This is a genomic window from Kitasatospora sp. GAS1066B (assembly GCF_041262605.1).
GTDB lineage: Bacteria > Actinomycetota > Actinomycetes > Streptomycetales > Streptomycetaceae > Kitasatospora.
In genome coordinates, this window is the sequence record NZ_JBGCCO010000022.1 from 95045 (window position 1) to 120260 (window position 25216).

21 protein-coding genes and 1 tRNA gene are annotated in these 25216 nt (G+C 73.3%); 6 read left to right on the forward strand and 16 right to left on the reverse strand.

Going from position 1 to position 25216, the window contains the following annotated elements:
- The first annotated feature begins 18 nt into the window (after positions 1-18).
- The gene (locus ABH937_RS24315; RefSeq protein WP_280693516.1) at positions 19-513 is read left to right on the forward strand and encodes an Lrp/AsnC family transcriptional regulator; all 495 of its coding nucleotides are present in this window, start codon (positions 19-21) and stop codon (positions 511-513) included.
- A 33-nt stretch (positions 514-546) separates the two neighbouring features.
- Here ABH937_RS24315 and ABH937_RS24320 read toward each other — a convergent pair whose 3' ends face one another.
- The 5 genes from ABH937_RS24320 to ABH937_RS24340 all read right to left on the reverse strand — a co-directional run bounded on the left by ABH937_RS24320 (position 547) and on the right by ABH937_RS24340 (position 5090).
- Entirely contained in the window at positions 547-1368 is an 822-nt protein-coding gene (locus ABH937_RS24320) for a S16 family serine protease (protein WP_370219454.1), read from the reverse strand.
- Positions 1369-1441: 73 nt separating this feature from the next.
- Complete coding sequence (locus tag ABH937_RS24325) at positions 1442-2092, reverse strand: IclR family transcriptional regulator (RefSeq protein ID WP_035848807.1); 651 nt, start codon at positions 2090-2092, stop codon at positions 1442-1444.
- Between the two features lie 432 nt (positions 2093-2524).
- Positions 2525-4354 (reverse strand): DEAD/DEAH box helicase, encoded by a 1830-nt coding sequence (locus ABH937_RS24330; RefSeq protein ID WP_370219455.1) that lies wholly within the window; start codon positions 4352-4354, stop codon positions 2525-2527.
- Between the two features lie 149 nt (positions 4355-4503).
- A complete protein-coding gene (locus ABH937_RS24335; RefSeq protein WP_280693514.1) occupies positions 4504-4893 on the reverse strand; it encodes a type II toxin-antitoxin system death-on-curing family toxin in 390 nt (129 codons plus the stop codon).
- Positions 4890-5090, reverse strand: coding sequence for a CopG family transcriptional regulator (locus ABH937_RS24340; RefSeq protein ID WP_280693513.1), 201 nt, complete (start codon positions 5088-5090; stop codon positions 4890-4892). Before ABH937_RS24340 ends, ABH937_RS24335 begins: the two co-directional genes overlap by 4 nt.
- A gap of 157 nt (positions 5091-5247) precedes the next feature.
- Between ABH937_RS24340 and ABH937_RS24345 the strand changes: the two genes are divergently transcribed.
- Positions 5248-5679: an SsgA family sporulation/cell division regulator gene (locus ABH937_RS24345; RefSeq protein ID WP_280693512.1), complete on the forward strand. Its 432-nt coding sequence runs from the start codon at positions 5248-5250 to the stop codon at positions 5677-5679.
- Between the two features lie 13 nt (positions 5680-5692).
- On the opposite strand, the gene ABH937_RS24350 is transcribed toward ABH937_RS24345, so the two are convergent.
- Together ABH937_RS24350 and ABH937_RS24355 are read right to left on the reverse strand one after the other, a co-directional pair.
- Positions 5693-6331: a class F sortase gene (locus ABH937_RS24350; protein ID WP_370219456.1), complete on the reverse strand. Its 639-nt coding sequence runs from the start codon at positions 6329-6331 to the stop codon at positions 5693-5695.
- A gap of 26 nt (positions 6332-6357) precedes the next feature.
- Positions 6358-8973: a phosphatidylglycerol lysyltransferase domain-containing protein gene (locus tag ABH937_RS24355; protein WP_370219457.1), complete on the reverse strand. Its 2616-nt coding sequence runs from the start codon at positions 8971-8973 to the stop codon at positions 6358-6360.
- A 314-nt stretch (positions 8974-9287) separates the two neighbouring features.
- On the opposite strand from ABH937_RS24355, the gene ABH937_RS24360 reads away from it, so the two are divergent.
- The gene (locus ABH937_RS24360; protein ID WP_370219458.1) at positions 9288-10550 is read left to right on the forward strand and encodes a hypothetical protein; all 1263 of its coding nucleotides are present in this window, start codon (positions 9288-9290) and stop codon (positions 10548-10550) included.
- Between the two features lie 184 nt (positions 10551-10734).
- A complete protein-coding gene (locus tag ABH937_RS24365; RefSeq protein WP_280693508.1) occupies positions 10735-11364 on the forward strand; it encodes a hypothetical protein in 630 nt (209 codons plus the stop codon).
- A 117-nt stretch (positions 11365-11481) separates the two neighbouring features.
- On the opposite strand, the gene ABH937_RS24370 is transcribed toward ABH937_RS24365, so the two are convergent.
- The gene (locus ABH937_RS24370; protein WP_370219459.1) at positions 11482-12915 is read right to left on the reverse strand and encodes an MFS transporter; all 1434 of its coding nucleotides are present in this window, start codon (positions 12913-12915) and stop codon (positions 11482-11484) included.
- 280 nt (positions 12916-13195) lie between these two features.
- Here ABH937_RS24370 and ABH937_RS24375 point away from each other — a divergent pair.
- Positions 13196-13267, forward strand: a tRNA-Cys gene (locus tag ABH937_RS24375).
- Positions 13268-13400: 133 nt separating this feature from the next.
- Here ABH937_RS24375 and ABH937_RS24380 read toward each other — a convergent pair.
- The 6 genes from ABH937_RS24380 to ABH937_RS24405 form a co-directional block, all read right to left on the reverse strand.
- Complete coding sequence (locus ABH937_RS24380; protein ID WP_370219460.1) at positions 13401-15719, reverse strand: xanthine dehydrogenase family protein molybdopterin-binding subunit; 2319 nt, start codon at positions 15717-15719, stop codon at positions 13401-13403.
- A complete protein-coding gene (locus ABH937_RS24385) occupies positions 15716-16954 on the reverse strand; it encodes a 2Fe-2S iron-sulfur cluster-binding protein (RefSeq protein ID WP_370146821.1) in 1239 nt (412 codons plus the stop codon). Before ABH937_RS24385 ends, ABH937_RS24380 begins: the two co-directional genes overlap by 4 nt.
- A gap of 20 nt (positions 16955-16974) precedes the next feature.
- Positions 16975-17871: an FAD binding domain-containing protein gene (locus ABH937_RS24390; RefSeq protein ID WP_280693573.1), complete on the reverse strand. Its 897-nt coding sequence runs from the start codon at positions 17869-17871 to the stop codon at positions 16975-16977.
- Between the two features lie 364 nt (positions 17872-18235).
- Positions 18236-19852, reverse strand: coding sequence for a beta-N-acetylhexosaminidase (locus ABH937_RS24395; protein WP_280693505.1), 1617 nt, complete (start codon positions 19850-19852; stop codon positions 18236-18238).
- Positions 19853-19920: 68 nt separating this feature from the next.
- Positions 19921-20202 (reverse strand): DUF3039 domain-containing protein, encoded by a 282-nt coding sequence (locus ABH937_RS24400; protein WP_280693504.1) that lies wholly within the window; start codon positions 20200-20202, stop codon positions 19921-19923.
- Between the two features lie 122 nt (positions 20203-20324).
- Positions 20325-20903: a YqgE/AlgH family protein gene (locus ABH937_RS24405; protein ID WP_280693503.1), complete on the reverse strand. Its 579-nt coding sequence runs from the start codon at positions 20901-20903 to the stop codon at positions 20325-20327.
- A gap of 249 nt (positions 20904-21152) precedes the next feature.
- Between ABH937_RS24405 and murA the strand changes: the two genes are divergently transcribed.
- Positions 21153-22499: a UDP-N-acetylglucosamine 1-carboxyvinyltransferase gene (gene murA / locus ABH937_RS24410; RefSeq protein ID WP_280693502.1), complete on the forward strand. Its 1347-nt coding sequence runs from the start codon at positions 21153-21155 to the stop codon at positions 22497-22499.
- 164 nt (positions 22500-22663) lie between these two features.
- Here the strand turns inward: murA and ABH937_RS24415 are convergent, their stop codons facing one another.
- The gene (locus tag ABH937_RS24415) at positions 22664-22945 is read right to left on the reverse strand and encodes an HU family DNA-binding protein (RefSeq protein WP_035848732.1); all 282 of its coding nucleotides are present in this window, start codon (positions 22943-22945) and stop codon (positions 22664-22666) included.
- Between the two features lie 514 nt (positions 22946-23459).
- The gene (locus ABH937_RS24420) at positions 23460-24935 is read right to left on the reverse strand and encodes an NAD-dependent malic enzyme (RefSeq protein ID WP_280693501.1); all 1476 of its coding nucleotides are present in this window, start codon (positions 24933-24935) and stop codon (positions 23460-23462) included.
- Positions 24936-25216 lie beyond the last annotated feature (281 nt).

Consider the following 25216-nt stretch of genomic DNA (forward strand, 5'->3'; position numbering starts at 1 on the left):
GTCCTCGAAGGTGACCCTGTGCTGAACTCCCCGATCGACGCGCTGGACGGCCGGCTGATCGCCCTGCTGGCCGAAGAACCCCGGATCGGGGTGCTGGAGTGCTCGCGCCGCCTCCAGGTGGCCCGCGGCACGGTGCAGGCACGGCTGGACCGGCTGCGCACCCGTGGCGTGATCGGCGGCTTCGGGCCCGAGGTGGAACCGGCGGCGCTGGGCTATCCGGTGACGGCCTTCGCCACCCTGGAGATCTCCCAGGGGCAGGGCGCGGACGTCCGGGCCCACCTGGCCGGCGTCCCCGAGGTGCTGGAACTGCACACGATCACCGGGCAGGGCGACATGCTCTGCCGGATCGTGGCGCGCTCCAACGCCGATCTGCAGCGGGTGATCGACCGGGTGGTGGGATTCGACGGCATCGTCCGGGCCTCGACCGCCATCGCGCTGGAGAACCCGGTGCCCTACCGGGTGCTGCCGCTGGTGGCGCAGGCCGCGGCCCAGGGCGCGGCCGAGCTGCCGTAGCGGGGTCGAAGGGCCTGGATCACCGGGTTGGGCTCAGCAGCTGGGCAGCGCGCCGCCGCTGTTCAGCGCCTGGAGCGCGGACAGCGAGTCCGCCAGCGTGTTCACCGGGATCAGCCGCAGCCCCGGCGGGGTGTTCACCTTCGCGTCCGAGCACTCGCCGCGCGGCAGCAGGAAGACCGTCGCCCCGGCCTGGACCGCGCCCCAGGTCTTCAGCGCCACGCCGCCGACCGGGCCGATGGTGCCGTCGTCGGCGATGGTGCCGGTCCCCGCGATGTTGCGCCCGCCGGTCAGGTCGCCGCCCTTGCCGTCGCCCTTGAGCTTGTCGATGATCGCCAGGCTCAGCATCTGCCCGCCGCTGGGGCCGCCGATCTGGCCGAGGTCGACCTTCACCTTGACCTGGTCCGGCGAGAGGTGCAGGTAGTCCAGGGCGGCCACGGTGGCGCTGTCCTGCGCCTGCGTCATCTCCTGGGCGGCCGCGCTCGGGTTGCTGGGCGGGTAGACGGCGTCCCGGGGCAGGATCGCCACCTTGGGCTCGGCCCAGCCCTCGACCGCCTGCACCAGGCTGATCGACTCGCTCGGCCCGGTGGCGGTGATCGTGGTGACCCGCAGCGAGCCGCTGGTCTGGCGCACCGGCGCACCGGTGATGGTGATCACCTGCTGGCCGTCGAAGCTGTCCAGGGCGTCGGCGGTCTCGCCGGGCGTGGTCTTGGTGTACGGCAGCGGCGCCAGCGCGGCGACCGCCAGGAAGGCGGCCACCACCACGGCACAGAGCAGCACGGCCCGGCGCTTGGGGGTCAGCAGCCGGGTCGCGAGCGGTGGGGTCGGGTCAGTGGTGACGGCAGGCACGTAGTGCATCCAAACACACCGACGGCCCCGCGCTCTCCGCCCGGTCGCGCCGCGCGTCAACACAGCGCGTCAAGGCAGGGCGTCAACGCAGCGCGTCGGCCACCTCGGTGGCGGCCTCCACCACCCGGGGGCCGACCCGCTCGGGCACCAGGCCGTTGAGCATCACCACACCGACACTGCCCTCGATGCCGCTCAACCCGACCAGCGCGGCGGCCGCCCCGCTGGCACCGGACTGCTCCTCCGCCCGGGTGATCACGAAGCCCTGCTCGGGCCGGCGTTGACCGGGGAACTTGCGGGCCTCCAGGATCGCCTTGCCGGCCGCGCTCTCGTCCAGCGGGTGCCGCAGGCCGGTCCGATAGGCGACGTGGAAGTCGGTCCAGCTGGGCTCGACCACGGCCACGGCGAGCGCCTCGGTGCCGTCCACCAGAGTCAGGTGGGCGGTCGCGCCGAGGTCCTCGGCCAGGCTGCGCAGCGCGGGCAACGCGGCCTCGCGCAGCAGCGGATGCACCCGGTGGGCCAGGCGCAGCACGCCCAGGCCCACCCGCGCGCGGCCGCCTATGTCACGTCTGACCAGCCCGTGCTGCTCCAGGGTGGCCAGCAGGCGGTAGACGACGGTGCGGTTGACGGCGAGCCGGGCGGCCAGCTCGGTCACGGTGAGCCCGCGCTCGGAGTCGGCGAGCAGTTTGAGGACCCGCACTCCGCGGTCGAGGGTCTGGGAGGTCTCGGCGGTCACGACACGCTTTCCTTTCCGCGGCGATGGGCGACTCCGGCACCGGGCCGGGCCGCTCTGGTGGTGTCGCGCGCAGGTGTGGTGGATACGCGGCCGGGCCGACCGCGTCGTCATCGTCGTGGTGGCCCTGCGCGCTCCGGTCGGAGGTCGTGCCTACGAGAGAGCGTGGGGGGAAAGGTAGTAACTGATTCGCCGGGACGGAAGTGGTTGTCCAAAATTCGGTCATGATCGTTTTCTGCGATCCGGACCAATCCGGGCAACTGGTGATATTTCCCGGGCGCTTCGCGGGCGGAGGGGCGCCCCGGGTCCGGACTCCGGACAGCGGGGGCCCTCAGCCGCCCTTCAGCCAATTCCCAGCGAGCTGTTAACCGAGCCGTTGCGCCGAACCGCCCACCGGGCCCCGACCGGGCACCGGTCGGGTCGCGGCGAAACGGTTCAGCGGGCCCACTCCTTGACCATGGCGATCCGCGCCTTCAGCTGGTTGGCCGTCGCCTGCGCGGTGAGCGGACCGCCGCACTGCCGGCGCAGCTCGTTGTGGATGGTGCCGTGCGGCTGGTTGGTCCGGTGGTGCCAGGCGGCGACCAGCCCGTTCAGCTCCTTGCGCAGGTCGCGCAGTTCCTGATGGGTGATCACCGGGCGCTGCTCGGCCGGGAGTTCGATCAGGTCGGCCTCCTCGGCCGGCTTGGCCTTGGAGCGCTGGATCTGCCGGGTCTGGCGCTTCTGCAGCAGCAGGTGCACCTGGTCCGGCTCCAGCAGGCCCGGGATGCCGAGGTACTCCTCCTCCTCCTCGCTGCCCGGGTGCGCCTGCATGCCGAATTCCATGGCGTTGTAGAGCACCCGGTCGAAGACCGCGTCCGAACCGAGTGCCTCGTAGGAGAGTTCCTCGCCGCCGGCCCCGTCCGGCCCGTCGTTGGCCCGCTCGGCCTCAGCGAGCAGCCGGTCCTCCTCGTCGAAGAGGCCCTCACCCTCCTTCTTCGGGCGATCCAGCACGTGGTCGCGCTGCAGCTCCATCTCGTTGGCGAAGCCGAGCAGCATCGGGACCGAGGGCAGGAAGACCGAGGCGGTCTCGCCGCGCTTGCGGGCCCGCACGAAGCGGCCGACCGCCTGGGCGAAGAAGAGCGGGGTGGAGATCGAGGTGGCGTAGACGCCGACCGCCAGGCGCGGCACGTCGACGCCCTCGGAGACCATCCGGACCGCGACCATCCAGCGCTCGTCGCTCGCCGAGAAGTCGGAGATCCGCTGGGAGGCCTCGGTCTCGTCGGAGAGCACCAGGGTGGCCTTGCGCCCGGTGATCTCGCGGATCATCTTGGCGTAGGCGCGGGCCGCGTTCTGGTCGGTGGCGATCACCAGCCCGCCGGCGTCCGGGATCGCCTTGCGCACCTCGGTCAGCCGCTTGTCGGCGGCCCGCAGCACGTTCGGGATCCACTCGCCCTGCGGGGCCAGCGCCGTGCGCCAGGCCTGGGCGATCAGGTCCTTGGTCATCGGCTCGCCGAGCCGGGCCTCCAGCTCGTCACCCGACTTGGTGCGCCAGCGCATGTTGCCGCTGTACGAGAGGAAGATCACCGGGCGCACCACGTGGTCGGCCAGCGCGTGCCCGTACCCGTAGGTGTAGTCGGCCACCGACTTGCGCAGCCCGTCGGTGTCCGCCTCGTACTGGACGAACGGGATCGGGTTGGTGTCCGAACGGAACGGCGTCCCGGTCAGCGCGAGACGCCGGGCGGCCGGCTCGAACGCCTCGAAGCAGGCCTCGCCCCAGGACTTGGAGTCGCCGGCGTGATGGATCTCGTCCATGATCACCAGCGTCTTGCGGGCCTCGGTGCGGTTGCGGTGCAGCATCGGGTTGACGCCCACGCCCGCGTAGGTGACCACGATGCCGTGGTACTCCTTCGACAGCGGCCCCGAGGAGTACGCCGGATCGAGCTTGATGCCTATCCGCGCGGCGGCCTCGGCCCACTGCTTCTTCAGGTGCTCGGTCGGCGCGACCACGGTGATCTGCTGCACCAGGTGGTTGTGCAGCAGGTAGGAGGCCAGCGTGAGGGCGAAGGTGGTCTTACCGGCGCCGGGGGTCGCGACGGCCATGAAGTCCCGGGGCTGCTTCTCGATGTACCGGTCCAGCGCCCCCTGCTGCCAGGCCCGCAGCTTGCCGGCCGTCCCCCAGGGGGCACGGCCGGGAAACGCCGGCGACAGGTGGTGCGCTCCCGCCGCGGCGCCCGACGACCGGGCCGGCTGATGCGGCTCGGCGGCGTCGGAGAACAGCGGCGACATGTCGGAAGAAGCGGCAGTACTCACGGTCTCCGAGGGGGATCATCGCAGGTCAGGGCGGTGGAGCGGCCATGCCCTGCGGTCGGCAGGCGATCGGACAACCCGCCTAGCCTACCGGGCCGCGCGGGGCCCGCAGGCCCGACACGGAGGGATCAGGGACGCTCCTGGTGGAGCGCACGCAGCCCTTGGGAGATCGTCTTGACCTCCTCCAGCTCGCCCGTCGCGACGGCGATCACCAGGTCCTCGGCGGCATCGATGTCCGGCACCAGCTCGACTCCGTTGATCGCCAGGAAGGTGACGCAGGAGAGCCAGGCGGTGCGCTTGTTGCCGTCGAAGAGCGGATGGTTGATCGCAAGCGACTGCAGCAGGGCCGCCGCCTTGTCGAAGAGGTCCGGGTAGGCCTCCTCGCCGAACATCTCGGCGGACGGCCGGTGCGCCGCCGACTCCAGCAGACCGATGTCCCGCACGACGATCTGCATGTCGTCGCAGGCGGCCGCCGCGACCGCCAGGACGTCCTCGGCGGAGAGGTACAGGCAGCTCACTTGAGCCGCTCCATCAGCTCACGCCACTTCGCGGCCTGCTTGAGCGCGGTCTCGCGCACCAGGGCCTGCTGGGCGGTCCGGGCCAGGTAGTCGTCCACCGCCTTGACCACTATGGCGTTCATGCTGGTCCCCTCTTGCTCGGCTCGCTGCTTCAGGGCCTCTGCCTGGTCGTCCCGGAGACGAAGGTTCATTGCCATGCCTTCGAGACTACTCGCATGGGGCCAATCTGGTACCAGGATTCCAGCGGACCCATGTGACCCAGATCACCCGTTCGCCCCATCCGACCCGAGTAATCCCCCGCCCCCACCCCACTCTCTCCTCATGCAGCCCCGTCCCCACGCCGAGGAGCCCCCGATGCGCAGCGCCACCGTCGAGCACACCGTCCACGCCCGCCTGATCCTCTCCGGCCACTGCTCCACCGGCCTGGGCGCGGAACTGCGCTACCGGGCCGACGACCCGCTCGCGGTGCGGATGGCCTTCCCCAGCGAGTACTCGCTGGACGAGCGGCTCGACCCGCGGCCCGGGGCCGAGGTGGTCTGGGTGTTCGCCCGGCAGTTGCTGGCCACCGGGCTGAACCTGCCGACGGGCCTCGGGGACGTGCACATCCGGCCCTCCCGCGGGCCGTACACCATGGTCGAGCTGCGGGCCCCCGAGGGCATCGCGCTGCTCCGGTTCGAGGCCGGCGACCTGCGGCGGTTCCTGTCGGCCAGCTACCGGTGCGTGCCGGACGGCGCGGAGGCCCGCCACCTGGACGCGGACCGGGCGCTGGCCGAGCTGCTGCGGTGACCGCCGCGGTGTGTCACGCCACTCCCCGATGGCCCGTCAGGTGCGCGTACACCACGACGTTGCCCTGGTAGCCCCGCCCCTTGCTGAAGCCGCCGCCGCAGGTGATCAGCCGCAGCTGCGCGTCGGGGGCCCGGCCGTAGACCCGGTGGTCCGGGAAGGCGGACTTGTCGTAGACGTCGATGGCGTCGACCACGAACCAGGCGGTGCCGCCGTCGGCCCGGACCACGTCGATCCGCTCGCCGCGACGCAGGGCCCCCAGGCCGTAGAAGACCGCGGGTCCGGCGGCGGTGTCCACATGGCCGACCAGCAGTGCGGTGCCGCGCTGACCGGGCGTCACCCCGTCCTGGTACCAGCCGGCCAGGTTGCGCTCGTGGTCCGGCGGAGTGGCCAGATGGCCGGCGCCGTCCAGGCCGACCCCGGCCACCGGGGCGTTCAGCCCGATCGCCGGGATGCTGATCCGCACCGGCACCGAGCGGGCCATCGGGGTGCCGCTGAGCGCGGCCGGGTGGATCGCCCCGTCGGCGAGCGCCTGCGCGGGGGACGGGGCGGGCGGCAGCGTGCCGTGCGTGCCGTCCTGCACCAGCCAGGCCCCCACCACCACCGTCGCCCCCAGCGCCACCGCCCCCGACCAGGGACTCCTCCGCCCGCTCACGCCGGCTCCCGTTCGCTGATCGGCCATCACCTGCGCTCAGCCAATCCGGCGCCCCGCTCCCCCGCACCGGTTGCGCCGCCGGACGAGTGAGGTGCGCCGCCGCGCCGCCGCGAGCCCACGCCCAGCAACCTGGGCCGGACCAGGAAGCCCTCGGCCAACCCGTTGGCGACCGCGATGGTGGGCAGCTCGGAGGACTTCTCGTAAAGCACGAAGCGCGGCTCCCAGGCCGGCTGGTACTTGGCGTTGGCCCGGTACAGCGACTCCAGCTGCCACCAGCGGGAGAGGAAGCGCAGCACCGCCCGGTTGAGCCGCAGCACCGGCCCGGCGCCCAGTTTGGCGCCCTGCTCGAAGACGTAGCGGAACATCGCGAAGTTCAGCGAGACCCGGGTCACCGGCAGCCGACCGGCCGCGCCGCCCAGCAGCAGCTCGGTGACCAGGAACTCGACCAGCCCGTTCTCCGACTCCCGGTCCCGGCGCATCAGGTCGAGCGAGAGGCCGTGCGCACCCCAGGGCACGAAGCTGAGCAGCGCGCAGGTGCGGTCGTTCTCGTCCCGGCACTCGGCCAGCACGCACTCGCCGTCGGCCGGATCGCCGAGCCGGCCCAGCGCCATCGAGAAGCCGCGCTCGGTGCGCCCGTGCCGCCAGGCATCGGCCAGGTGCACCAGCTCGGCGAGTTCCGCCTCGGGGATCTCGCGGTGCCGGCGGATCACCGCGCGGTAGCCGGCCTTGCGGACCCGGTTGTGGGTCTGGCGCAGGGTTCGCATGCTGCGGCCCTCCAGGCTGAAGTCGGCCACCTCGACGATCGCCTCGTCACCGAACTCCAGCGCCTTGAGGCCGACCCGCCGGTAGATCGTGCCGGCCTGCTCGCCGGCACCGGTGACGGCCGGCACCCAGGCGTTCACCCGGGCCAGCTCCCGCCAGCCCTCGATCGCCTGCGGCCAGGCCTCCGGGTCGCCGATCGGGTCGCCGGAGGCCAGCGCCACGCCGTTGACCACCCGGTAGAGCACGGCGGCCTTGCCGGACGGCGACCAGCAGACCGACTTGTCGCGGCGCAGCGCGAAGTAGCCGAGCGAGTCGCGCGCGCCGTGCGCCTCCAGCAGCGCGCGCAGCCGCCGCTCGTCGTCCGGCTCCAGGTGCACCCGCCCTTGCGGGGAGCGGAAGAAGACCCGCAGCACCAGCAGGAAGAGCGCGGCCCCGAGCACGTTGATGGTCAGGTCGGCCCAGCGGTCGACGGCGACCCGCGAGGTCACCTGGCCGAAGCCGGAGACGGTGAACAGGCGCACCAGCGCGTACCCGAAGGAGTCGCCCCAGCCCGCCTCGGGCTCGGTGCCGACCCGCACCAGCAGCGCGCCCAGCGCGGTGACCAGCGCGCCGCCGATCAGCAGCACGGACAGGCCCAGCGGCAGGTTGCCGCGCGCGCCCCTGGCGTGGAAGGCCCGCCTGCTCGCCAGCAGCGCGGCCAGCAGCAGCACGGTGAGCGCGGCCGAGACCCAGTTGAACGGGTGCGCCCGGTCCTCCGCCTGGATCGCCAGGGCCAGCCCGAAGGCCACCGTGTAGAGCGCGACCACCGCGGTGGCCACGATCCAGGCCGCCCGCTTGCGGCGGCGCAGCATCACGGCCAGCAGCGCGGCGAAGAGCGCGGCGGTGAAGCCGGCGGTGACCAGCACCGGGGTGAAGAGGTCGCCGGTGTTGGCTCGGTGCACCCGCTCCCGGAACGGGGCGATCAGCCCGGCCGACAGGTTGATCAGGGCGGCGATCCGCAGGTACCACTCGGCGAAGACGGCGCAGCGGCGGCGCCACGGGGGCAGCGGCCGCGCGCGGGCCGGCTCGGGCGCGGCGGCGGCCGGACCGGGGCGCGGTGCGGCAGCGGGCACCGGCTCCACCACCGGTTCGGCGGCCGGCGCCTGGTCCGGGGTGCCGGCCAGCAGGTTGTAGGCGCCCACCTTGAACGCCGTCACCCGACGGTGCACCCGCGCTTCGCGCCGCTCGGCCCTGGCCATCCGCTTGGGCCGGCTGCGGTAGCGCCAGCGGGCCCACGGGCTGCCGGGCCGGGCCAGCCGGATCGCGCCGACCACCGCCAGCACCGGCAGCATGACGCCGATCAGCCCGGTCCACAGCTTGCCCTTGAGCAGGCTGACCACCACCAGGACCAGCAGGACCGCGGCCCCGGCCGCCTGCCCGACCGAGGGCTTGCCGGTGAACCCGCCGAGCGGCAGCTGGCCGAGCAGCAGCAGCGCGATCACGGAGATGGCCAGGATCACCGCGTCCACCGACTTGCGGCCCTGCTCGCTCCAGTAGACGTCCTCCAGGTGCAGCACCAGGGCGAACTCGTCCAGCACCAGCCCGCAGCCCGCCCCGAAGGTGAAGCCCAGCGCGTCGCGCAGCCCGCCCTGGGCGCCGTGGTAGGTGAAGCCGCCGATCCCGGCGACCAGCATCATGGCCTGCCCGAAGACCACGTGGTGGATGTGCAGGCCGCCCGGGGCCACGTTGCCCGGCCACCAGGGGGTGCCGCGCCGGATCATCCGGGTGCTGAACCGGATGAGGAGGAAGGCCGCGATCAGGCCGACCAACAGCAGGAAGAGCGGCTCCCGTCCGGGTTCGACGATGCGGGAGTGGTAGGCGTCCTGCACCGAGTCCCACATGGCCCCGTTCTCCTCCCGCCGCGCTCCCCGTGGCCCGCGTCCAATCTGATGATCTTTCGGGGCCCGGCGCACCTCGACACGCCGCTCCGCTCCGTCCGACAGGCGTTGCGCCGCCGCCATCCCGCTGGCGCGGAGAGTACCGTGCCATCCTGGTGGACAAATCGCCCATAACGGCATTTCAGCGGACTCTTCGCCACAATTCATACACCGCCTCGCCGTTGGGCCCTCGCCGCCGCGACCCGCGCGGCAGCCCGCACCGCCCACCGGCGCAGACCGGGTCTGCTCCGACCGAACCGCTCGAACTGGAGTGATGTATGGACGCGCTGTCCCGCCGGACCCTGCTCACCGCCGGTGCCGCCACCGCCGCGACGGTGGCGGCCGGCTGTGCCCGCCCCGGTACCACCGGCAAGGCCGACGCTGCGGGGGCCGCGCCGGTCCCGAGCACCGGGGCCTCGCCCTCCGCCGCCGCCCCGAGCACCCCGGCCAAGCCCCCCGCCACGGTGATCGGCGACGGTTCCACCTCCGACACCGGCCCGCAGCCCGGGCAGCCGCAGCCGGTCCCGCTCGAACTGGGCGAAAGACCGCCGCAGTTCGTGGTCTTCTCGTGGGACGGCGCGGGCGAGCTGGACGACCGGCTGTTCTCCCGGTTCCGGCAGCTGGCCAAGGACCACCAGGCCTCGATGACCTTCTTCCTGAGCGGGATCTACACCCTGCCGGAGTCCAAGAAGGAGCTCTACCACCCGCCGCAGCACCACGTCGGCGCCTCCGACATCGGCTACCTGAGCGACCAGCACATCCACGACACGCTGACCCAGATCAGCGCCGCCTGGCTGGACGGCCACGAGATCGGCACCCACTTCAACGGCCACTTCTGCGGCCCGACCGGCGGCGGCAAGTGGTCCCCCGACGACTGGGACAGCGAGATCGAGCAGGCGATGTCCTTCGTCATGAACTGGCGGACCAACACCGGCTTCACCGACCTGCCCGCACTGCCCTTCGACTACCGCAAGGAGCTGATCGGCGGCCGCACCCCCTGCCTGGAGGGCCAGCGCGGCCTGCTGCCGACGGCGGCGGCCCGCGGCTGGAAGTACGACACCAGCGGGCCCGGCGGGCTGCAGATCTGGCCGCAGAAGATCCAGGGCGGCGCACTGTGGGACATGCCGCTGCAGTCCATCCCGTTCCCCGGGCACACCTTCCAGGTGCTCTCGATGGACTACAACATCATGTACAACCAGTCCGGCGACAACACCAAGGGCAACCCGGCGATGCGCGCCGCCTGGCAGAAGCAGGCCCGGGACTCCTACCTGGCGGGCTTCGAGCGCGCCTACAGCACCAACCGCGCGCCGATGTACATCGGCAACCACTTCGAGCAGTGGAACGGCGGCATCTACATGAACGCGGTGGAGGAGGTGCTGCGGACCATCGCGGACCGGCCCGAGGTGCGGCTGGTCTCCTTCCGCCAGCTGGTGCAGTGGCTGGAGGCGCAGGACCCGGTGGTGCTGCGCAAGCTGCAGTCGCTGGCGGTCGGCGAGGCGCCGGCCGGCGGCTGGTCGAGTTTCCTCGGCGCGACCCGCTGACCCCCCGTTCGGCGCTACCCCGGGTGAGCCTGCATCACCCCAGGTAGCCGCCGGTTTTCGGCCCCCCGCACCGACTTGGTGCGGATGCGCACCATCGGCCGGAATCGTCCCCTGGATCCCAGGACACGGTTTCTCCTACTCCCCTGCGGGGCCAGCCCCGCGGCCGCGTCCTCGGAGATGCACCATGCGCGCTCGTCACTTCGCCGCCACCGGGCTGCTGGCCCTGGCCCTCGGTCTCAGCGGCGCCGGCCCGGCCGCCGCCAACCCGGTCATCATCGAACCGGACCCGGTCTCCCCCGGCGGCCAGTTCGCGGTCTTCGACGGAGGCAACTGCGACAGTGCGGGCGGCCAGGCGGTCTTCCGCTCGCACGAGCAGGGTGCCGCGGAGGGTCAGGACATCCCGAGCGTCAAGCTCGGCTCGCTGCGCGGTCTGATGGGCGCCATGGCACAGGTGCCGGACCACGCCAGGCCCGGCGTCTACGACGTCACGATCCAGTGCACGACGGTCAGCAAGAGCCAGGTGACCAGCACCCTGACCGTGCACGACAGCGGCCACGCCGACCACCAGCCGCAGCCCGACCAGCAGACCCAGCCGGACCACCAGCCGCCCGCCCACGCCGAGCAGCCCGGCGGGCCCGCCGGTCCGGGCGGCGCGGGCGGTCCGGGCGGCCCCGGCCCGCAGGGCCCCACGCACGCGGGCCTCGGCGGCAGCACCGGCCCGAACGTCCCCGAGATGGTGGCCGGCGCCACCCTGCTGGCCACCGCGGTCGCCGCCAGCTACCACCAGCTGCGGCGCCGGCGCTCCGACTCCTGACGGACCGTCACCCGGGAGCCGACCCGACAGGGCCGACCTCGCGCAGGACCAGCACCAGCCGCCACCGGCGCGGCGCTGCTCCCCGTGGGTCGGCCCTCTCGCCGTCCGGAGCCCCGGTCAGCCGCGCGGACGCACCCGCCCGGCCAGTGCCGCGCCGACCAGCGCGACGGCCGTCATGGTCAGGAAGATCGCGGCGAGCCCGGCCCGCGCTCCGCCGCCCGCGCCGGCCGCGTCCGCGGCCGCCACCGCGCCGCCGCCGAGCGCGGTGAAGAGCACCCCGGCCAGGCCGACCAGCAGCACGTTGCCGAGCGCGTCGGACATCTGCAGCGAGGCCGAGTTGGTGCCGGCCGCCTCGGGCGGGGAGAGCTTCATCATCAGCACGCTGATGCTGGCGATCGACAGGCCCATGCCGATCCCGCCGAACGCCCAGGCCACGGCGGCGGTCCAGGTGGGCACGGCCGGGATCAGGACGAGGGCGGCGCCGGCTATCGCCAGGGCGGTCAGCAGGAAGCCGAGCCTGATCAGCCGCTCCCGGTGGCGCTCGGCGCCCGGGCGGCCCTGCAGCCAGGAGCCGAGCGCCCAGGAGAGTCCGCCGCTGGTCAGGGTCAGCCCGGCCAGGGTCGGCGAGAGGTGCCGCTGGGTCACCATCATCAGCGGGATGAACGCCTCGGCGGCGAAGAAGGCCCCGGCCGCCACCCCGCGCAGCAGGATCAGCGTCGGCAGCCCCCGGGCGGCCCGCAAGGTGCCGTCCGGCAGCAGCCGCAGTACGGCCGGCACCAGCAGACCCGCGCCTGCCACCGCCGGCAGCAGCCCCAGCAGGTCGAGACGCTCCCCCGCGTACTGCAGCAGTCCGGCGCCGAGCGCGGCCATCGCGGCCAGCCCGATCCGCCGCCGGTTCCACGCGCCACCCGCCGCCGCGGGCCGGCCCCGCTCGGCCCGCCGCAGCGCCGGCCCCATCACCGCCAATGGCAGCACCACCAGGACCGGCACGGCCAGGAACACCCAGCGCCACCCCAGGTGCTGGGTCACCGCCCCCGACACCAGCGGACCCACGATCGAGGGCAGCACCCAGGCCGCCGAGAACGCCGCGAAGACGGCCGGCCGCAACCGCTCGGGAAACGCCCGCCCGACCACCACGTAGAGCGCGACGATCACCAGCCCGCCGCCCAGCCCCTGGATCGCCCGCCCGCCGACGAAGAGCCACATGCTCCCCGCCGTCCCCGCCACGACCAGGCCGCCCGCGAAAACCCCGATCCCCGCGAACAGCGGCAGCACCGGACCGCGCCGGTCGCACCACTGACCGGAGAGCACCATCGCGAAGAGCGTGCTGGTGAAGTAGCCGGAGAAGGCGAACGCGTACAGCCCCAGCCCGTGCAGCTCGCGGGCCGCCACCGGCATCGCGGTGTTGACCGCCGTCGCCTCGAAGGCGAGCAGCAGCACCACCGAGACGATCCCCAGCGTGAGCGCCCGGTAGCGGGCGCCGAGCACGCCTTCGGTGCCGTCGTCGGCCGCCGCGGCCAGGGTCGTCGAGGTCTGCTCGGCTGTGGTCATGCCTGCCATGGTAAGTGCCGAATAACCAGTTGACTCCTGACCTGCGGTCCCGTCCGAGCTCCGCCGCCGGTCGTAGGACTTCCCGCGAGACTTCATCCGCCCGTCACAATCGGCTATTGACGGGCCATCAACCGGCCGACAGACTGAATGACGAAAGCACGACGGAAATGACCGACAACCGGGAGGAGCCCGCGATGACCAGCCCCGCCACGCACACCGCCCGCTCCTGTTGTCGACCCTGCCAGGTGTGAGCCGAGGGGCCGTCAGCGGCCCGTCGCCCGGCCATGTGCCCGAGTGGCTCAGGGAACCGTCTGCAAAGCGGTGTACACGGGTTCGAATCCCGTCATGGCCTCCCCGCACGATTGCACAGCTGGAAACGGCCGGTCCGCGATGATTCGCCGACCGGCCGTTTCCGTTTTTCGCATTCCTGGGATTCCCGGGTATTCCCGGTGGAACGGCCGGAATACCCGCCGCCCCCGGTCCGGTCAGACCGGCAGGACCACCACCGCGTCCTCCGGCAGGATCGGCAGGCGGCCGATCGGGAGGTTGGTGGCGGCCCGCACGGCGGCGGCCACGGCGGCCGGGGCGACCACCGCGGGGGCGGCGCTGACCGCCTTGGCCCCGAAGGTGGCCACCACGTCGCGCTCCTCGAGCAGGGTGGCGATCCGGACCTCGGGGGTGTCGAGGGCGGTGGGCAGGCGGTAGCCGGTGAACGAGGGGTTGGCCAGCAGGCCGCCGGTGCTGCGCAGGTCCTCCAGCAGCGCCAGGCCCACGCCCTGGGCGACCCCCGCCTCGATCCGGTCCTCGATCTGTCCCGGGTTCAGCGCGCGGCCCACGTCCTGGGCCACGGTCACGTCGACCACCCGGACCGCGCCGAGCTCGATGTCCACGTCCACCACCGCACGCATCGCGCAGAAGGCGATCGAGACGAAGGCGTCGCCCTGACCGGCCTCGTCCAGCGGCTCGGTGGGGTGCGGACGGCACTGGGCGGTGGCCCAGAGCTCCTTGCCCTCCAGCGCCTCGGTGACCGGCATGCCGAGCACCCCGTCGTACGAGGTGATCTTGCCTTCGGCGATCGAGAGCAGCTCCACCGACATGCCGAAGTCGGCGGCGATCGGCGCGAGCAGCTGGTGACGGACCATCAGCGCGGCCTTCTCCACCGCGCCGCCCGACACCCAGGTGTGCCGGCCGCGGGCCGAGGGGCCGGCGATCGACTGGTCGCTGTCCACCGGGGCGACGTAGACCTCGGTCACCCCGAGCACCGACTGGACGATCTGGCGGGCCAGCGTGGCGAAGCCCTGCCCGGCGTCCACGGCCGCGCAGATCACCGTCGCGTGGTCGCCGCTGACCCGGACGGTGGCCGTGGAGACCTCGTCCGTGCCCTCGGCACCGAGCATGTGCGCCATGCCCACCGCGTAGCCGATGCCGCGGCGCACCGCCGCCGGGTCACCCGCGCCGCCGGGGCCACCGGGCAACAGCCACTCGGTGTCGGGCGCGTCCAGCGGGAGGGCGGGCAGCGGCACCTCGGCCACCGCATCGAGCAGCGCGGCCACCGGGGCCGGGCAGGTGATGGCCTGTCCGGTGGGCAGCGCGTCGCCGGTGGCCAGCACGTTGCGGCGGCGGATCTCCAACGGGTCCAGGCCCAGCCGGGCGGCCAGCAGGTCGAGCTGCGACTCGGTCGCGAAGCAGGACTGCAGCGTGCCCTCGCCGCGCATCCGCCCGGCGGGCGGGTTGTTGGTGCGCACCGCCCAGGCGTCCACGAAGACGTTCGGGCAGACGTACGGCCCGACCGAGAAGGCGGTGGCGGCGGCCAGCACCTCGGCCGACACGTCGGCGTAGGCGCCGCCGTCCAGCAGGATCTGCGCCTCGACCTTGACCAGCTTGCCCTGCGCGTCGGCGTGGTGGCGGTACCTCAGCAGCGCCGGGTGCCGGGCCGCGTGGCCCTGGAAGGACTCCTCGCGGGTCAGCGTCATCTTCACCGGGCGGCCGGTGCGCAGCGCCAACAGCGCCAGGGTGGCCTGGAAGGAGCGGTCCTCGCGGTCGGCGGTGGCGCCGGGCACACCGGTGACCACCAGGCGCACCCGGTCCGTCTCCAGGCCCAGGCAGGCGGCGGTGCGCTCGCGGTCGCCGTGCGGGTCGGTGGAGGACAGGTGCAGCTCGACGCCGCCGTCCGGGCGCGGCACGGCCAGGCCCGCCTCGGCCCCGATCGGCGCCGGGTCCTGACGGCCCACCTGGTAGAGGCCCTCGACCACCACCTCGCCGACCGCCTCCGGGTCGCCGGTGCGCAGCGGCAGGTGGCGCAGCAGGTTGCCGTCGGGGTGCAGGGCGGGGCCGTGGAAGGCCTGCTCGGGGTCGGTGAGCGCGTCGAGCAGCTGGTACTCGACCACGATCGCGGCGGCGGCCAGCCGGGCGGTGTCGGGGTGGTCGGCGGCCACGGCGGCCACCGGCTCGCCCTGGTGGCGGACCACCTCGGCGGCCAGCACCGGGCGGTCGCTGGGCACGGTGGGCGCGGGCAGGTCGGCCGCGGTCAGCACGGCGTGCACGCCGGGGACGGTCAGCGCGGCCGAGGTGTCGATCGAGACGATCCGGGCGTGCGGGTGCGGCGAGCGCAGCACGGCGCCCCAGAGCAGCCCCTCGGCCCACAGGTCGGCGGCGTACGGGTAGATGCCGAGCGCCTTGGGCAGCGCGTCGGTGCGCAGCGGCGAGCTGCCCAGGCCGAACGGGCGCTCGGCCGGCTCGGCGGTGGGGGCGGTGCCGGTGCCGGTCGGGTCGGCGGTGGCGGTCGAATCGGTGGGCGCGGTCATGCGTGGTCGTCCTCGGGGAGGCGGAGGCCGTGCGCGGGGGTACCCGCCTCGGGCATGCCGGGGGCGGTCTCGTAGACCGTGCCGTCGAACGGGGTGGCCGGGGCCGGGATGCCGTGCGCCGGGGTGCCCTGGTAGGCGACACCGTCGTAGGCCGTGCCCGGGTAGGGCGCGGCGGCGTACGGGCCGGCGGCGTAGGGCGGCGCGGCCGGGTAGTCGGTGCCGTGGGCGGGCGTGGCGTCGTACGGGACGCCGTGCGCGGGCGTCGGCTCGTACGGCGTGCCGTGGGCCGGGGTGCCCTCGTACGGCGCGCCGGGGGCGGCGGTGCCGTGCGCCGGGGTGGGCTCGTAGTTCACGCCCCCGTCGTACACCGTGCCGGGGCCGTAGGCGGTCGGGTCGTAGCCGGCGTAGCCCTGGGCGGGCATCGCCCCGAGGCCGGTGCCGGCGGCGGTCGGCTGTTCACCGGAGTGCCCAGAGGGGTACTCCGCAGTCGCGGGCATCGGGTCGGCGCTGATCCAGCCGCTGTCGGCGCCGAACAGCGGCACCTCGCCGGCGGTCGCGGTCCCGGCCCAGGCGTCCTGGTAGACCGGCGGGTCGAGCGGCTCGGCGGCCCGACCGGGCTCGGCCCGGTCGCCGGCATCCGCTCCGGCGGCGGGAGCCGCCGGCTGCGGCTGCTCCGACTGCGCGTCGGCCCCCGCCTGCTCGGCCTCCAGCAGCGCCGCCCCGCGCGCGTCGGCGACCGTCTGCACGGCGGCCAGCACGCTGCGGTAGCCGGTGCACCGGCAGAGGTTGCCGCAGAGCGCCTGGCGGGCCTCCACCTCGCTCGGCCGGTGGTTGCGCTGCAGCAGGTCGTGCACCGCCATCGCCATCCCGGGCGTGCAGTAGCCGCACTGCACGGCGCCCGACTCGGCGAGCGCCTGCTGGACGTCGCTGGCCGCCCCGCCGGCCGACAGGCCCTCCACGGTGCTGATCTCGCTGTCCGCCGCGAGCGCCGCCGGCACCAGGCAGCCGGCCACCAGCTGGCCGTCCACCTGCACCGAGCAGGCCCCGCACTCGCCCTGCTCGCAGCCGTTCTTGGCACCGGCCAGGCCGAGCCGCTCGCGCAGCACGTAGAGCAGGCTCTCCCCGATCCAGGCATCGGTGACGGGCCGTTCGAAGCCGTTCACCCGCAGCGTGTAGGACGTGGTGGGACGTCCGTCGCCCAGGTGGACGGGATGGTTCGTCGGTTCGTGCGCCATGTCGGCGGTCACCTCGGCCGTCACTTCAGTGCCCTTCCCAGTGCCCGGCGGGCCAGCACGGCCACGGTACGCCGTAGCCGGACGGCGGCCGCCGTCGGCCCCTCGGCCAGCAGCGCCGACGACGCGTCAGCTCCGTAGGCGTCGGGCACGCACGCGGCCGCGACGTACTCGCCGAAGGCGGCGGCCGCGGCCGGGTCGATCGCCTGCGCGCCCTCCTCGCCCCGGGCGTCCCAGTCGACGCAGCCGGCCACCCAGGCCTCGGCCTCCAGCGGCCGCAGCGGCACCGGCGCCACCGCGCCGACCGCGCAGCGCACCGCGCGCCGGGCCGGGTCGAGCACCAGCGCCACCGAGGCGACCGCGCGGGACGGGCCACTGCGCCCGGTCGCCTTGAGGAAGACCTGCGGGGCGTGCAGCAGCGGAACCCGGACCCAGCTGAGCAGTTCGCCCGGGCGCATCGGGTCGACGCCGGTGAGCAGGTGGCTGACCGGGACCTCGCGGGTGCCGCTGTCACCGGCCCGCGGGGCCCGGGCCAGGGTGGCCACGGCCTCCAGCGCGGCCAGCACCGGCAGGGTGTCTCCGGTCGCGGCGGCGGTGGCGATGTTGCCGCCCAGCGTGCCGACGTTGCGGGTCTGCGGGGGGCCCGCGGTGCGGGCGGCGTCGGCCAGCGCCGGGATCAGCGCGGCGAAGTCGGGGCGGTCCATCCGGGCCAGCGTGAGGCCCGCGCCGAGCACGGCGGTGCCGCCGTCCTCGTAGCGCCAGCCGCGTAGTTCGGTGATCCGGCCCAGGCCCACCAGCGCACCGGGGCGCAGCCGTCCGGCGTTGACGGCCTCCATCAGGTCGGTCCCGCCGGCCACCGGGACGGCGGCGGGACTGGCGCCCAGAGCCTCGACGGCCTCGTCGAGGGAGGTCGGCAGCATGATCGTCCGGTTCACCAGGATCCCACCGTGCTCCAGATTCTTGGGTGGTTCTCGGGCCTACTCCCGAGCCTGCGCTCGGGGCCCGCGCTCAGCCGCGTCGGCCGACGCCGGGCCGGCCCGTTCCTCCCGCACCACGGGTCTGCGGTGCCGCCCGTAGCGTACGGGTCCGGGCTGCCGAACAGAAGCAGCCCACCGGGTCGGGCAACTCTGGCACATCGAGCACCGTGATCGCCCTCGGGGTCCCGGACGATCCGGTCGCTTTTCGGGCAGATCCCCCACAAAAGAGACCGGATGTTCACCTGGTTTTGACGCCGCACGCCAGGCAAAGGTTCCCGGATGATCACATTGTTCGACTGACGACTCGTCAGCGCTGCGGCGGCGGTCCCGGCAGCGGGCGACCGGCCACCCCCGGGCGCCGCTGCCACGGGTGCGGGCCGGCCGGCGGGCGATAGGCGACGCCGAGCGCGTCGAGCCGCGCGTAGTGGGTGCGCATCCGCCGCTCGAAGTCGGCCAGGTCGCGGGCGGCCGGATCGCGCGGCAGCGGCGACCAGGCGACCTCGGCGAAGGCGGCGAGCCGGGGGAAGGCCCGGTAGTCGAGGTCGCGGGCGTCGTCGGCGAACTCGCTCCACAGGTTGGCCTGGGTGCCGATCACCTGACGGGCGCTCACCTCATCCAGTGACGCGGGCACCGGCTCGAAGCGGTAGACGTCGGCCAGCGAACGCTTGAAGCCGATCGGGATCGGCTCGTCGGGCCCGCCGTCCTGCCGGTGGTCGAGGTAGACGTGCTGCTCCGGGCACATCACCACCGGATGCCCCGCCCGCGCGGCGGCGACCCCACCCGCATAGCCCCGCCAGGACGCAACCGCAGCGTGCTCGGCCAGCCCGCCCTCCAGGATCTCGTCCCAGCCGATCAGCCGGCGGCCGCGGGCGGTCAGCCAGCCGTCGAAGTGGCCGATGACCCAGCTCTGCAGCTCGTGCTCGTCGGCCAGGCCCAGCTCCTTGATCCGCGCCTGCGCCGCCGGGCTGGTCCGCCACTGCTCCTTGGGGCACTCGTCGCCGCCCAGGTGCACGTACTTCGACGGGAAGACCTCCAGCAGCTCCTCCAGCACCCCCTCGAAGAAGGCCAGCGTGGCGTCCGAGGCGTTCAGCACGTTGGGACTGACCCCCCAGTCCGTCCACACCCCGAGCTCGCCGGTGTCCAGCACATCGGTGTTGCCCAGCTCGGGGTGGGCCGCGATCGCCGCCTGGGTGTGGCCGGGCAGGTCGATCTCGGGCACCACGGTGATCCCGCGGTCGGCCGCGTAGGCGACCAGCTCGCGCAGGTCGTCCTGGGTGTAGTAGCCGCCGTGCGGCCGGTCGTCGCGCCGGCCACCGGTGCGGTAGCCCACCATCGAGCGCTCGCGCCAGCCGCCGACCTCTGTGAGCCGGGGGTAGCGCCTGACCTCGAAGCGCCAGCCCTGGTCGTCGGTGAGGTGCAGGTGCAGCACGTTGAGCTTGTGCGCGGCCAGCAGGTCCACGTACCGCAGCAGGCCGGCGAGCGGCAGGAAGTGCCGGGCGACGTCGAGCAGCACCCCGCGCCAGCCGAACCGGGGCGCGTCGGTGATCTCGCAGCCGGGCAGCCGCCAGCCGGTGCGGCGCAGCGGGGCCCGCCGGTAGGCCTCGGGTCCGAGCAACTGGCGCAGCGTCTGGGCGCCCCAGTGCGCACCGGCCGGACCGCCCGCGGTGATCCGGGCGCGCTCGCCGTCGACCGTGAGCCGGTACCCCTCGGGTGCCAGCGCCGGGTCGAGGCGCAGCCCGATCACCGGGTCGGCGGCCGGCGGCAGCGCCAGGCCGGTGGCCGCGCCGAGCGTCGAGCGCAGCCAGCGCTCGGCGTCCTCGGTCCCGGCCGCACCGGCCAGCGTGCTCGCGGGGCCCAGCGGCAGGCCCGGGGCGTCCTCGGTGGCGGCGCGGCGGATGGCGATCGGCGCGGGGATCAGGTCCATGCGGCCCATCCTGCCCCGGCGCCCCCGATTGGCATAGACCACTGCACAGGCCTGCAGCGGCCCCGGGCCTACTTCTTCTTGTTCTTGTCGTCCCCGCCGGCCGGCTCGATGCCGTCGAAGATCTCCTTGCACATCGGACAGACCGGGTACTTCTTCGGGTCGCGCCCGGGCACCCAGACCTTGCCGCAGAGCGCGACCACCGGGGAGCCGGAGAGCGCGCTCTCCATGATCTTGTCCTTCTGGACGTAGTGCGCGAAGCGCTCGTGGTCGCCGTCGCCGTTGGACACCTGCGGGACGGGCTCGACCAGGGTGCCGGTGCCGAGGCCGCGCTCGGGCTCAAGAGTGCTCATAGGCGCCAAGTCTATGGGGGCCTCGCCCGAAACGGGCCCCACCCCGCACGGACCCCACCACGTCGACGCCGACGACCCGCTCGACGCCGCGGCCCGGCGGGCCCCGGCCGGACCGCCGGAGGTCAGTTGAGCGTGGGGTCCTCCGGGTAGGTGGCGAGCATCGCCAGGGCGCCGCGCTGGCGGCGCAGCACCGCGCGCCAGAGCTGCTCGGGGTCCGGGCAGGAGATGTCGCCCGGCTCGGCGTCCACCAGGTACCAGGCGCCCTCGGCGATCTCGGCCTCCAGCTGGCCGGGCGTCCAGCCCGAGTAGCCGGCGAAGACCCGCAGGCCGCCCAGCTCGCCGGCCAGCACCTGCGGCGGTGCCTCCAGGTCGACCAGCCCGATCGCGCCGTGCACCCGGCGCCAGCCGAGCGGGTCCTGGGGCCCGGGTTCGCCCGGCACCACGGCCACCGCGAGCGCCGAGTCCAGGCCCACCGGGCCGCCCTGGAAGACCACGCGGGGAGCACCGGTGAGCTCGGCCCAGCTGTCCAGGACGTCCCCGACCTCGACCGAGGTCGGCCGGTTGAGGACGACGCCGAGCGCGCCTTGCACGTCGTGGTCCAGCAGCAGCACCACCGACCGGGCGAAGTTCGGATCGGTGAGCACCGGAGTCGCCACGAGCAGCCGGCCGGTGTGTGAGAGGGCCGCGGTCATGCCACACATGATCCCGCAGCGGGCGGCGAAACCTCCACAGCGCCGCGCCTCACCCGCTCGGCGGACAGCTCGACGGGCTTCCACCCTAAGAGAGCATGATCACGACGAGAACGACAGGGAACCGTTCAAGCGGCTACTACCATCTACCAAAGGTGGCGCCCGTGCGGCCCCAGCCGTACGTCCGCCGGTCCTACCTCTCTGCCCCCAGTCGCGGCGCGCCCCCGTTGCCGCGGCTGCGAACCCCGGATTGCGAGAACGATGACCGACGACGTCCTGCTGGTGCACGGCGGAAACCCGCTGGAAGGCGAGATCCGTGTCCGCGGCGCCAAGAACCTGGTGCCCAAGGCGATGGTGGCCGCCCTGCTCGGTCAGGGCCCCAGCAGACTGCGCAACGTTCCGGACATCCGCGACGTCAAGGTGGTCCGCGGCCTGCTCCAGCTGCACGGCGTCACGGTGCGCAGCGGCGAGGAGGAGGGGGAGCTGATCCTGGACCCCTCGCACGTGGAGAGCGCCAACGTCGCCGACATCGACGCGCACGCCGGCTCCTCGCGGATCCCGATCCTGTTCTGCGGCCCGCTGCTGCACCGCCTCGGCCACGCCTTCATCCCCGGCCTGGGCGGCTGCGACATCGGCGGCCGCCCGGTCGACTTCCACTTCGAGGTGCTGCGCCAGTTCGGCGCCAGCATCGAGAAGCACCCGCAGGGCACCTACCTGGTGGCCGCGCAGCGCCTGCGCGGCACCAAGATCGAGCTGCCCTACCCCTCGGTCGGCGCCACCGAGCAGGTGCTGCTCACCGCCGTGCTCGCCGAGGGCGACACCGAGCTGCGCAACGCGGCCATCGAGCCGGAGATCGTCGACCTGATCTGCGTACTGCAGAAGATGGGCGCGATCATCTCGATGGGCACCGACCGGACCATCCTGATCACCGGGGTGGACGAGCTCGGCGGCTACAACCACCGGGCGCTGCCGGACCGCCTGGAGGCGGCCTCGTGGGCCTGCGCGGCGCTGGCCACCAAGGGGAACATCTACGTCCACGGCGCCCGCCAGCTGGAGATGATGACCTTCCTCAACACCTTCCGGAAGGTCGGCGGCGCCTTCGCGGTGGACGACGAGGGCATCCGCTTCTGGCACCCGGGCGGCGAGCTGAACGCGATCGCCCTGGAGACCGACGTGCACCCCGGTTTCCAGACCGACTGGCAGCAGCCGCTGGTGGTCGCGCTGACCCAGGCGGCCGGCCTGTCGATCGTGCACGAGACGGTCTACGAGTCGCGGCTCGGCTTCACCTCCGCGCTCAACCAGATGGGCGCGCACATCCAGCTCTACCGCGAGTGCCTGGGCGGCACGCCGTGCCGCTTCGGGCAGCGCAACTTCCTGCACTCCGCGGTGGTCTCCGGGCCGTCCAAGCTGCTCGGCGGCGAGCTGGTGATCCCCGACCTGCGCGGTGGCTTCTCGTACCTGATCGCGGCGCTGGCCGCCGAGGGGACCTCGACCGTGCACGGGATCTCGCTGATCAACCGCGGTTACGAGAACTTCCTGGCCAAGCTGCGTGACCTCGGGGCCCACGTGGAGATGCCCAGCGAGCAGGAGCTGCTCGCGGCGGTCTGACACCGCCGGCGGTCCGCTGGAGCCGCCGCAGGACGTTCAAGGGGCCGCCCCGCCAGGGGTGGCCCCTTCGCGTGGCGGACGCCCCGCCAGGCGACGGGGCCGCCCCGGAAAACGACGGAGCGGGGGCGGTCCGGCGAACCGGACCGCCCCCGCTCCACGAAGGATCAGGCGCCCTTGGCGGCTTCCTTGAGCTTGGAGCCGGCGCTCACCTTGGCGCTGTAGCCGGCCGCGATCTGGATCGGCTCGCCGGTCTGCGGGTTGCGAGCGGTCCGGGCGGCACGGTGGGTGCGCTCGAAGGTCAGAAAACCGGGGATGGTGACCTTCTCGTCACCCTTGGCCACGACCTCGCCCACGACCTCGGCGAAAGCCGCCAGAACGGCGTCGGCGTCCTTACGGGTCACCTCGGCGCGGTCGGCCAGAGCGGCCACCAGCTCACTGCGGTTCATGTGTACTCCTGTGGTCTGTTCGTTGCGGTGTGCGGGGGCCCATCGGTCGTCCCTCCGGAGGCACCCGGCTGGGCCGCTGGTCCGCACACAGTGCTCGTTCAGGCGGCTGGTGGTAGGGGCCCGGCTCGTGTCCCGGGCCGCGCACCGTGTCAGTCCTGCCACGTGCCTGCCTGGGAACGAATCCTGCCCTTACCGGCCCTGAGAAAGCTAATCGGGCCTCGACCGTCCACCCCGAACGGCGCCCTCCCCACGCAGCTGTGACGCTCCGTCGGCGCCGGCGGACCGACGCGGGCGGCGGTCGGGAACGACTCGCCGAGTGGTTGGGGGACGTTCCGTACTTGTCGGACACGCCTGCCCCGTGCAGGGCTACCGTACGCCCTGACGGGGGCAAGCCCAAACACGCCCTTCCCCTTGTGTCGCAAGGGTTCGGACCGGGTCGGCACCGAGAGGGGCGGTATTCGGCCAGCTGATCGACCGGATACCGCCCCAGGACCCCTCCGTTGACCGGAGTTGATCAGAGTTTGACGACCGGGAAAGCCGCGGTGTCGAGGGTCCCGACGATGCCCGGGGTGGGCCGGGAAGGGGCCCGCTCGGCCGTATCGGCGGCGGCCAGCGCGGCCTCCCGCACGGCGGCGGCGACCGTCTTGGCCACGTCCGGGTGGAAGACGCTGGGGATGATGTAGTTCGCGTTCAGCTGGTCGTCGAGCACGGTGGCGGCCAGCGCCCGGGCCGCGGCGATCATCATCTCGGTGTTCACCGTGCGGCTCTGCGCGTCCAGCAGGCCGCGGAAGACACCCGGGAAGACCAACACGTTGTTGATCTGATTGGGGAAGTCGCTGCGCCCGGTGGCGACCACGGCGGCGGTCTGCCGGGCCACCGCCGGGTCGACCTCCGGGTCCGGGTTGGCCAGCGCGAAGACGATCGCGTTGTCGGCCATCGAGGCGATGTCGTCGCCGTCCAGCACGTTCGGGGCGGAGACGCCGATGAAGACGTCGGCGCCGGCCACCGCCTCCTTCAGGCTGCCGGTGCGGCCCGAACGGTTGGTGTGCTCGGCGATCCAGCGCAGCGAGTCGTTGAGGTCCGCCCGGCCGCCGTGCACCACGCCGTGCACGTCCGCCACGGTGGCGTGCGCGACGCCGGCGGCCAGCAGCAGCTTCAGGATCGCGGTACCGGCCGCGCCGGCCCCGGACATCACCACCCGGATGTCGCCGATCTCCTTGCCGACCACCCGCAGCGCGTTGGTCAGCGCGGCCAGCACCACGATCGCGGTGCCGTGCTGGTCGTCGTGGAAGACCGGGATGTCCAGCGCCTCGCGCAGCCGGGCCTCGATCTCGAAGCAGCGCGGCGCGGAGATGTCCTCCAGGTTGATGCCGGCGAAGCCCGGGGCGATCGCCTTGACGATGGCCACGATCTCGTCGGCGTCCTGGGTGTCCAGGCAGATCGGCCAGGCGTCGATGCCGGCGAAGCGCTTGAACAGGGCCGCCTTGCCCTCCATCACGGGCAGCGCGGCCTGCGGGCCGATGTTGCCCAGGCCCAGCACCGCAGAGCCGTCGGTGACCACCGCGACGCTGTTGCGCTTGATGGTCAGGCGGCGGGCGTCCTCGGGGTTCTCGGCGATCGCCATGCAGACCCGGGCCACGCCGGGGGTGTAGATCATGCTGAGGTCGTCACGGTTGCGGATCGGCAGCTTCGAGGACATCTCGATCTTGCCGCCGAGGTGCATCAGGAAGGTGCGGTCCGAGACCTTGCCGATCGTCACGCCCTCGATGGCCCGCAGCTTCTCGACGATCTCCTCGCCGTGCGCCACCGAGGCGGCGGCCACCGTCACGTCGATCCGCAGCGCCTCCAGGCCCGAGGCCGTGACGTCGAGACCGGTCACCGACCCGCCGGAGGACTCCACGGCGGTGGTGATGTTGCTGACCGCGTTGCCGCTGGCCGGGACCTCCAGCCGCACCGTGATCGAGTTGGAGACACTGGGCACCGTCGCCATCGACGTCCTTCTTCCGTCCACTGAGAGGTGAGAGCTGGCCAGGCCGTCTTCAACAGCTGTCGGCTACTTCAACAGTTTGTTGATGCTGCGCCTCGCGCATCTTAGGCCTCGATCGTCGCACCTACCAGGGGCTTGTCAGAAATATCGGCCGTTGATTGCGGGGAACCGACAACAAGACATCCGGTGAACCTGATCCGGGACCGAAAATCCGCCGCATGACCTTGCCTGGCGGGGCCCATGGGTTACATTGGACGAGACACCGGCTCGATCCAAGCCCCCGG

Coding starts and splice junctions, on each gene's coding strand:
- ABH937_RS24400 (WP_280693504.1), bottom strand. CDS start 20,202: ATGAGCACTCTTGAGCCCGAGCGCGGCCTCGGCACCGGCACCCTGGTC.
- ABH937_RS24340 (WP_280693513.1), bottom strand. CDS start 5,090: ATGGCAATGAACCTTCGTCTCCGGGACGACCAGGCAGAGGCCCTGAAG.
- ABH937_RS24395 (WP_280693505.1), bottom strand. CDS start 19,852: ATGGACCTGATCCCCGCGCCGATCGCCATCCGCCGCGCCGCCACCGAG.
- ABH937_RS24385 (WP_370146821.1), bottom strand. CDS start 16,954: ATGGCGCACGAACCGACGAACCATCCCGTCCACCTGGGCGACGGACGT.
- ABH937_RS24380 (WP_370219460.1), bottom strand. CDS start 15,719: ATGACCGCGCCCACCGATTCGACCGCCACCGCCGACCCGACCGGCACC.
- ABH937_RS24415 (WP_035848732.1), bottom strand. CDS start 22,945: ATGAACCGCAGTGAGCTGGTGGCCGCTCTGGCCGACCGCGCCGAGGTG.
- ABH937_RS24330 (WP_370219455.1), bottom strand. CDS start 4,354: ATGTCGCCGCTGTTCTCCGACGCCGCCGAGCCGCATCAGCCGGCCCGG.
- ABH937_RS24355 (WP_370219457.1), bottom strand. CDS start 8,973: ATGTGGGACTCGGTGCAGGACGCCTACCACTCCCGCATCGTCGAACCC.
- murA (WP_280693502.1), top strand. CDS start 21,153: ATGACCGACGACGTCCTGCTGGTGCACGGCGGAAACCCGCTGGAAGGC.
- ABH937_RS24405 (WP_280693503.1), bottom strand. CDS start 20,903: ATGTGTGGCATGACCGCGGCCCTCTCACACACCGGCCGGCTGCTCGTG.
- ABH937_RS24420 (WP_280693501.1), bottom strand. CDS start 24,935: ATGGCGACGGTGCCCAGTGTCTCCAACTCGATCACGGTGCGGCTGGAG.
- ABH937_RS24320 (WP_370219454.1), bottom strand. CDS start 1,368: ATGCACTACGTGCCTGCCGTCACCACTGACCCGACCCCACCGCTCGCG.
- ABH937_RS24360 (WP_370219458.1), top strand. CDS start 9,288: ATGGACGCGCTGTCCCGCCGGACCCTGCTCACCGCCGGTGCCGCCACC.
- ABH937_RS24345 (WP_280693512.1), top strand. CDS start 5,248: ATGCGCAGCGCCACCGTCGAGCACACCGTCCACGCCCGCCTGATCCTC.
- ABH937_RS24370 (WP_370219459.1), bottom strand. CDS start 12,915: ATGACCACAGCCGAGCAGACCTCGACGACCCTGGCCGCGGCGGCCGAC.
- ABH937_RS24390 (WP_280693573.1), bottom strand. CDS start 17,871: ATGCTGCCGACCTCCCTCGACGAGGCCGTCGAGGCTCTGGGCGCCAGT.
- ABH937_RS24365 (WP_280693508.1), top strand. CDS start 10,735: ATGCGCGCTCGTCACTTCGCCGCCACCGGGCTGCTGGCCCTGGCCCTC.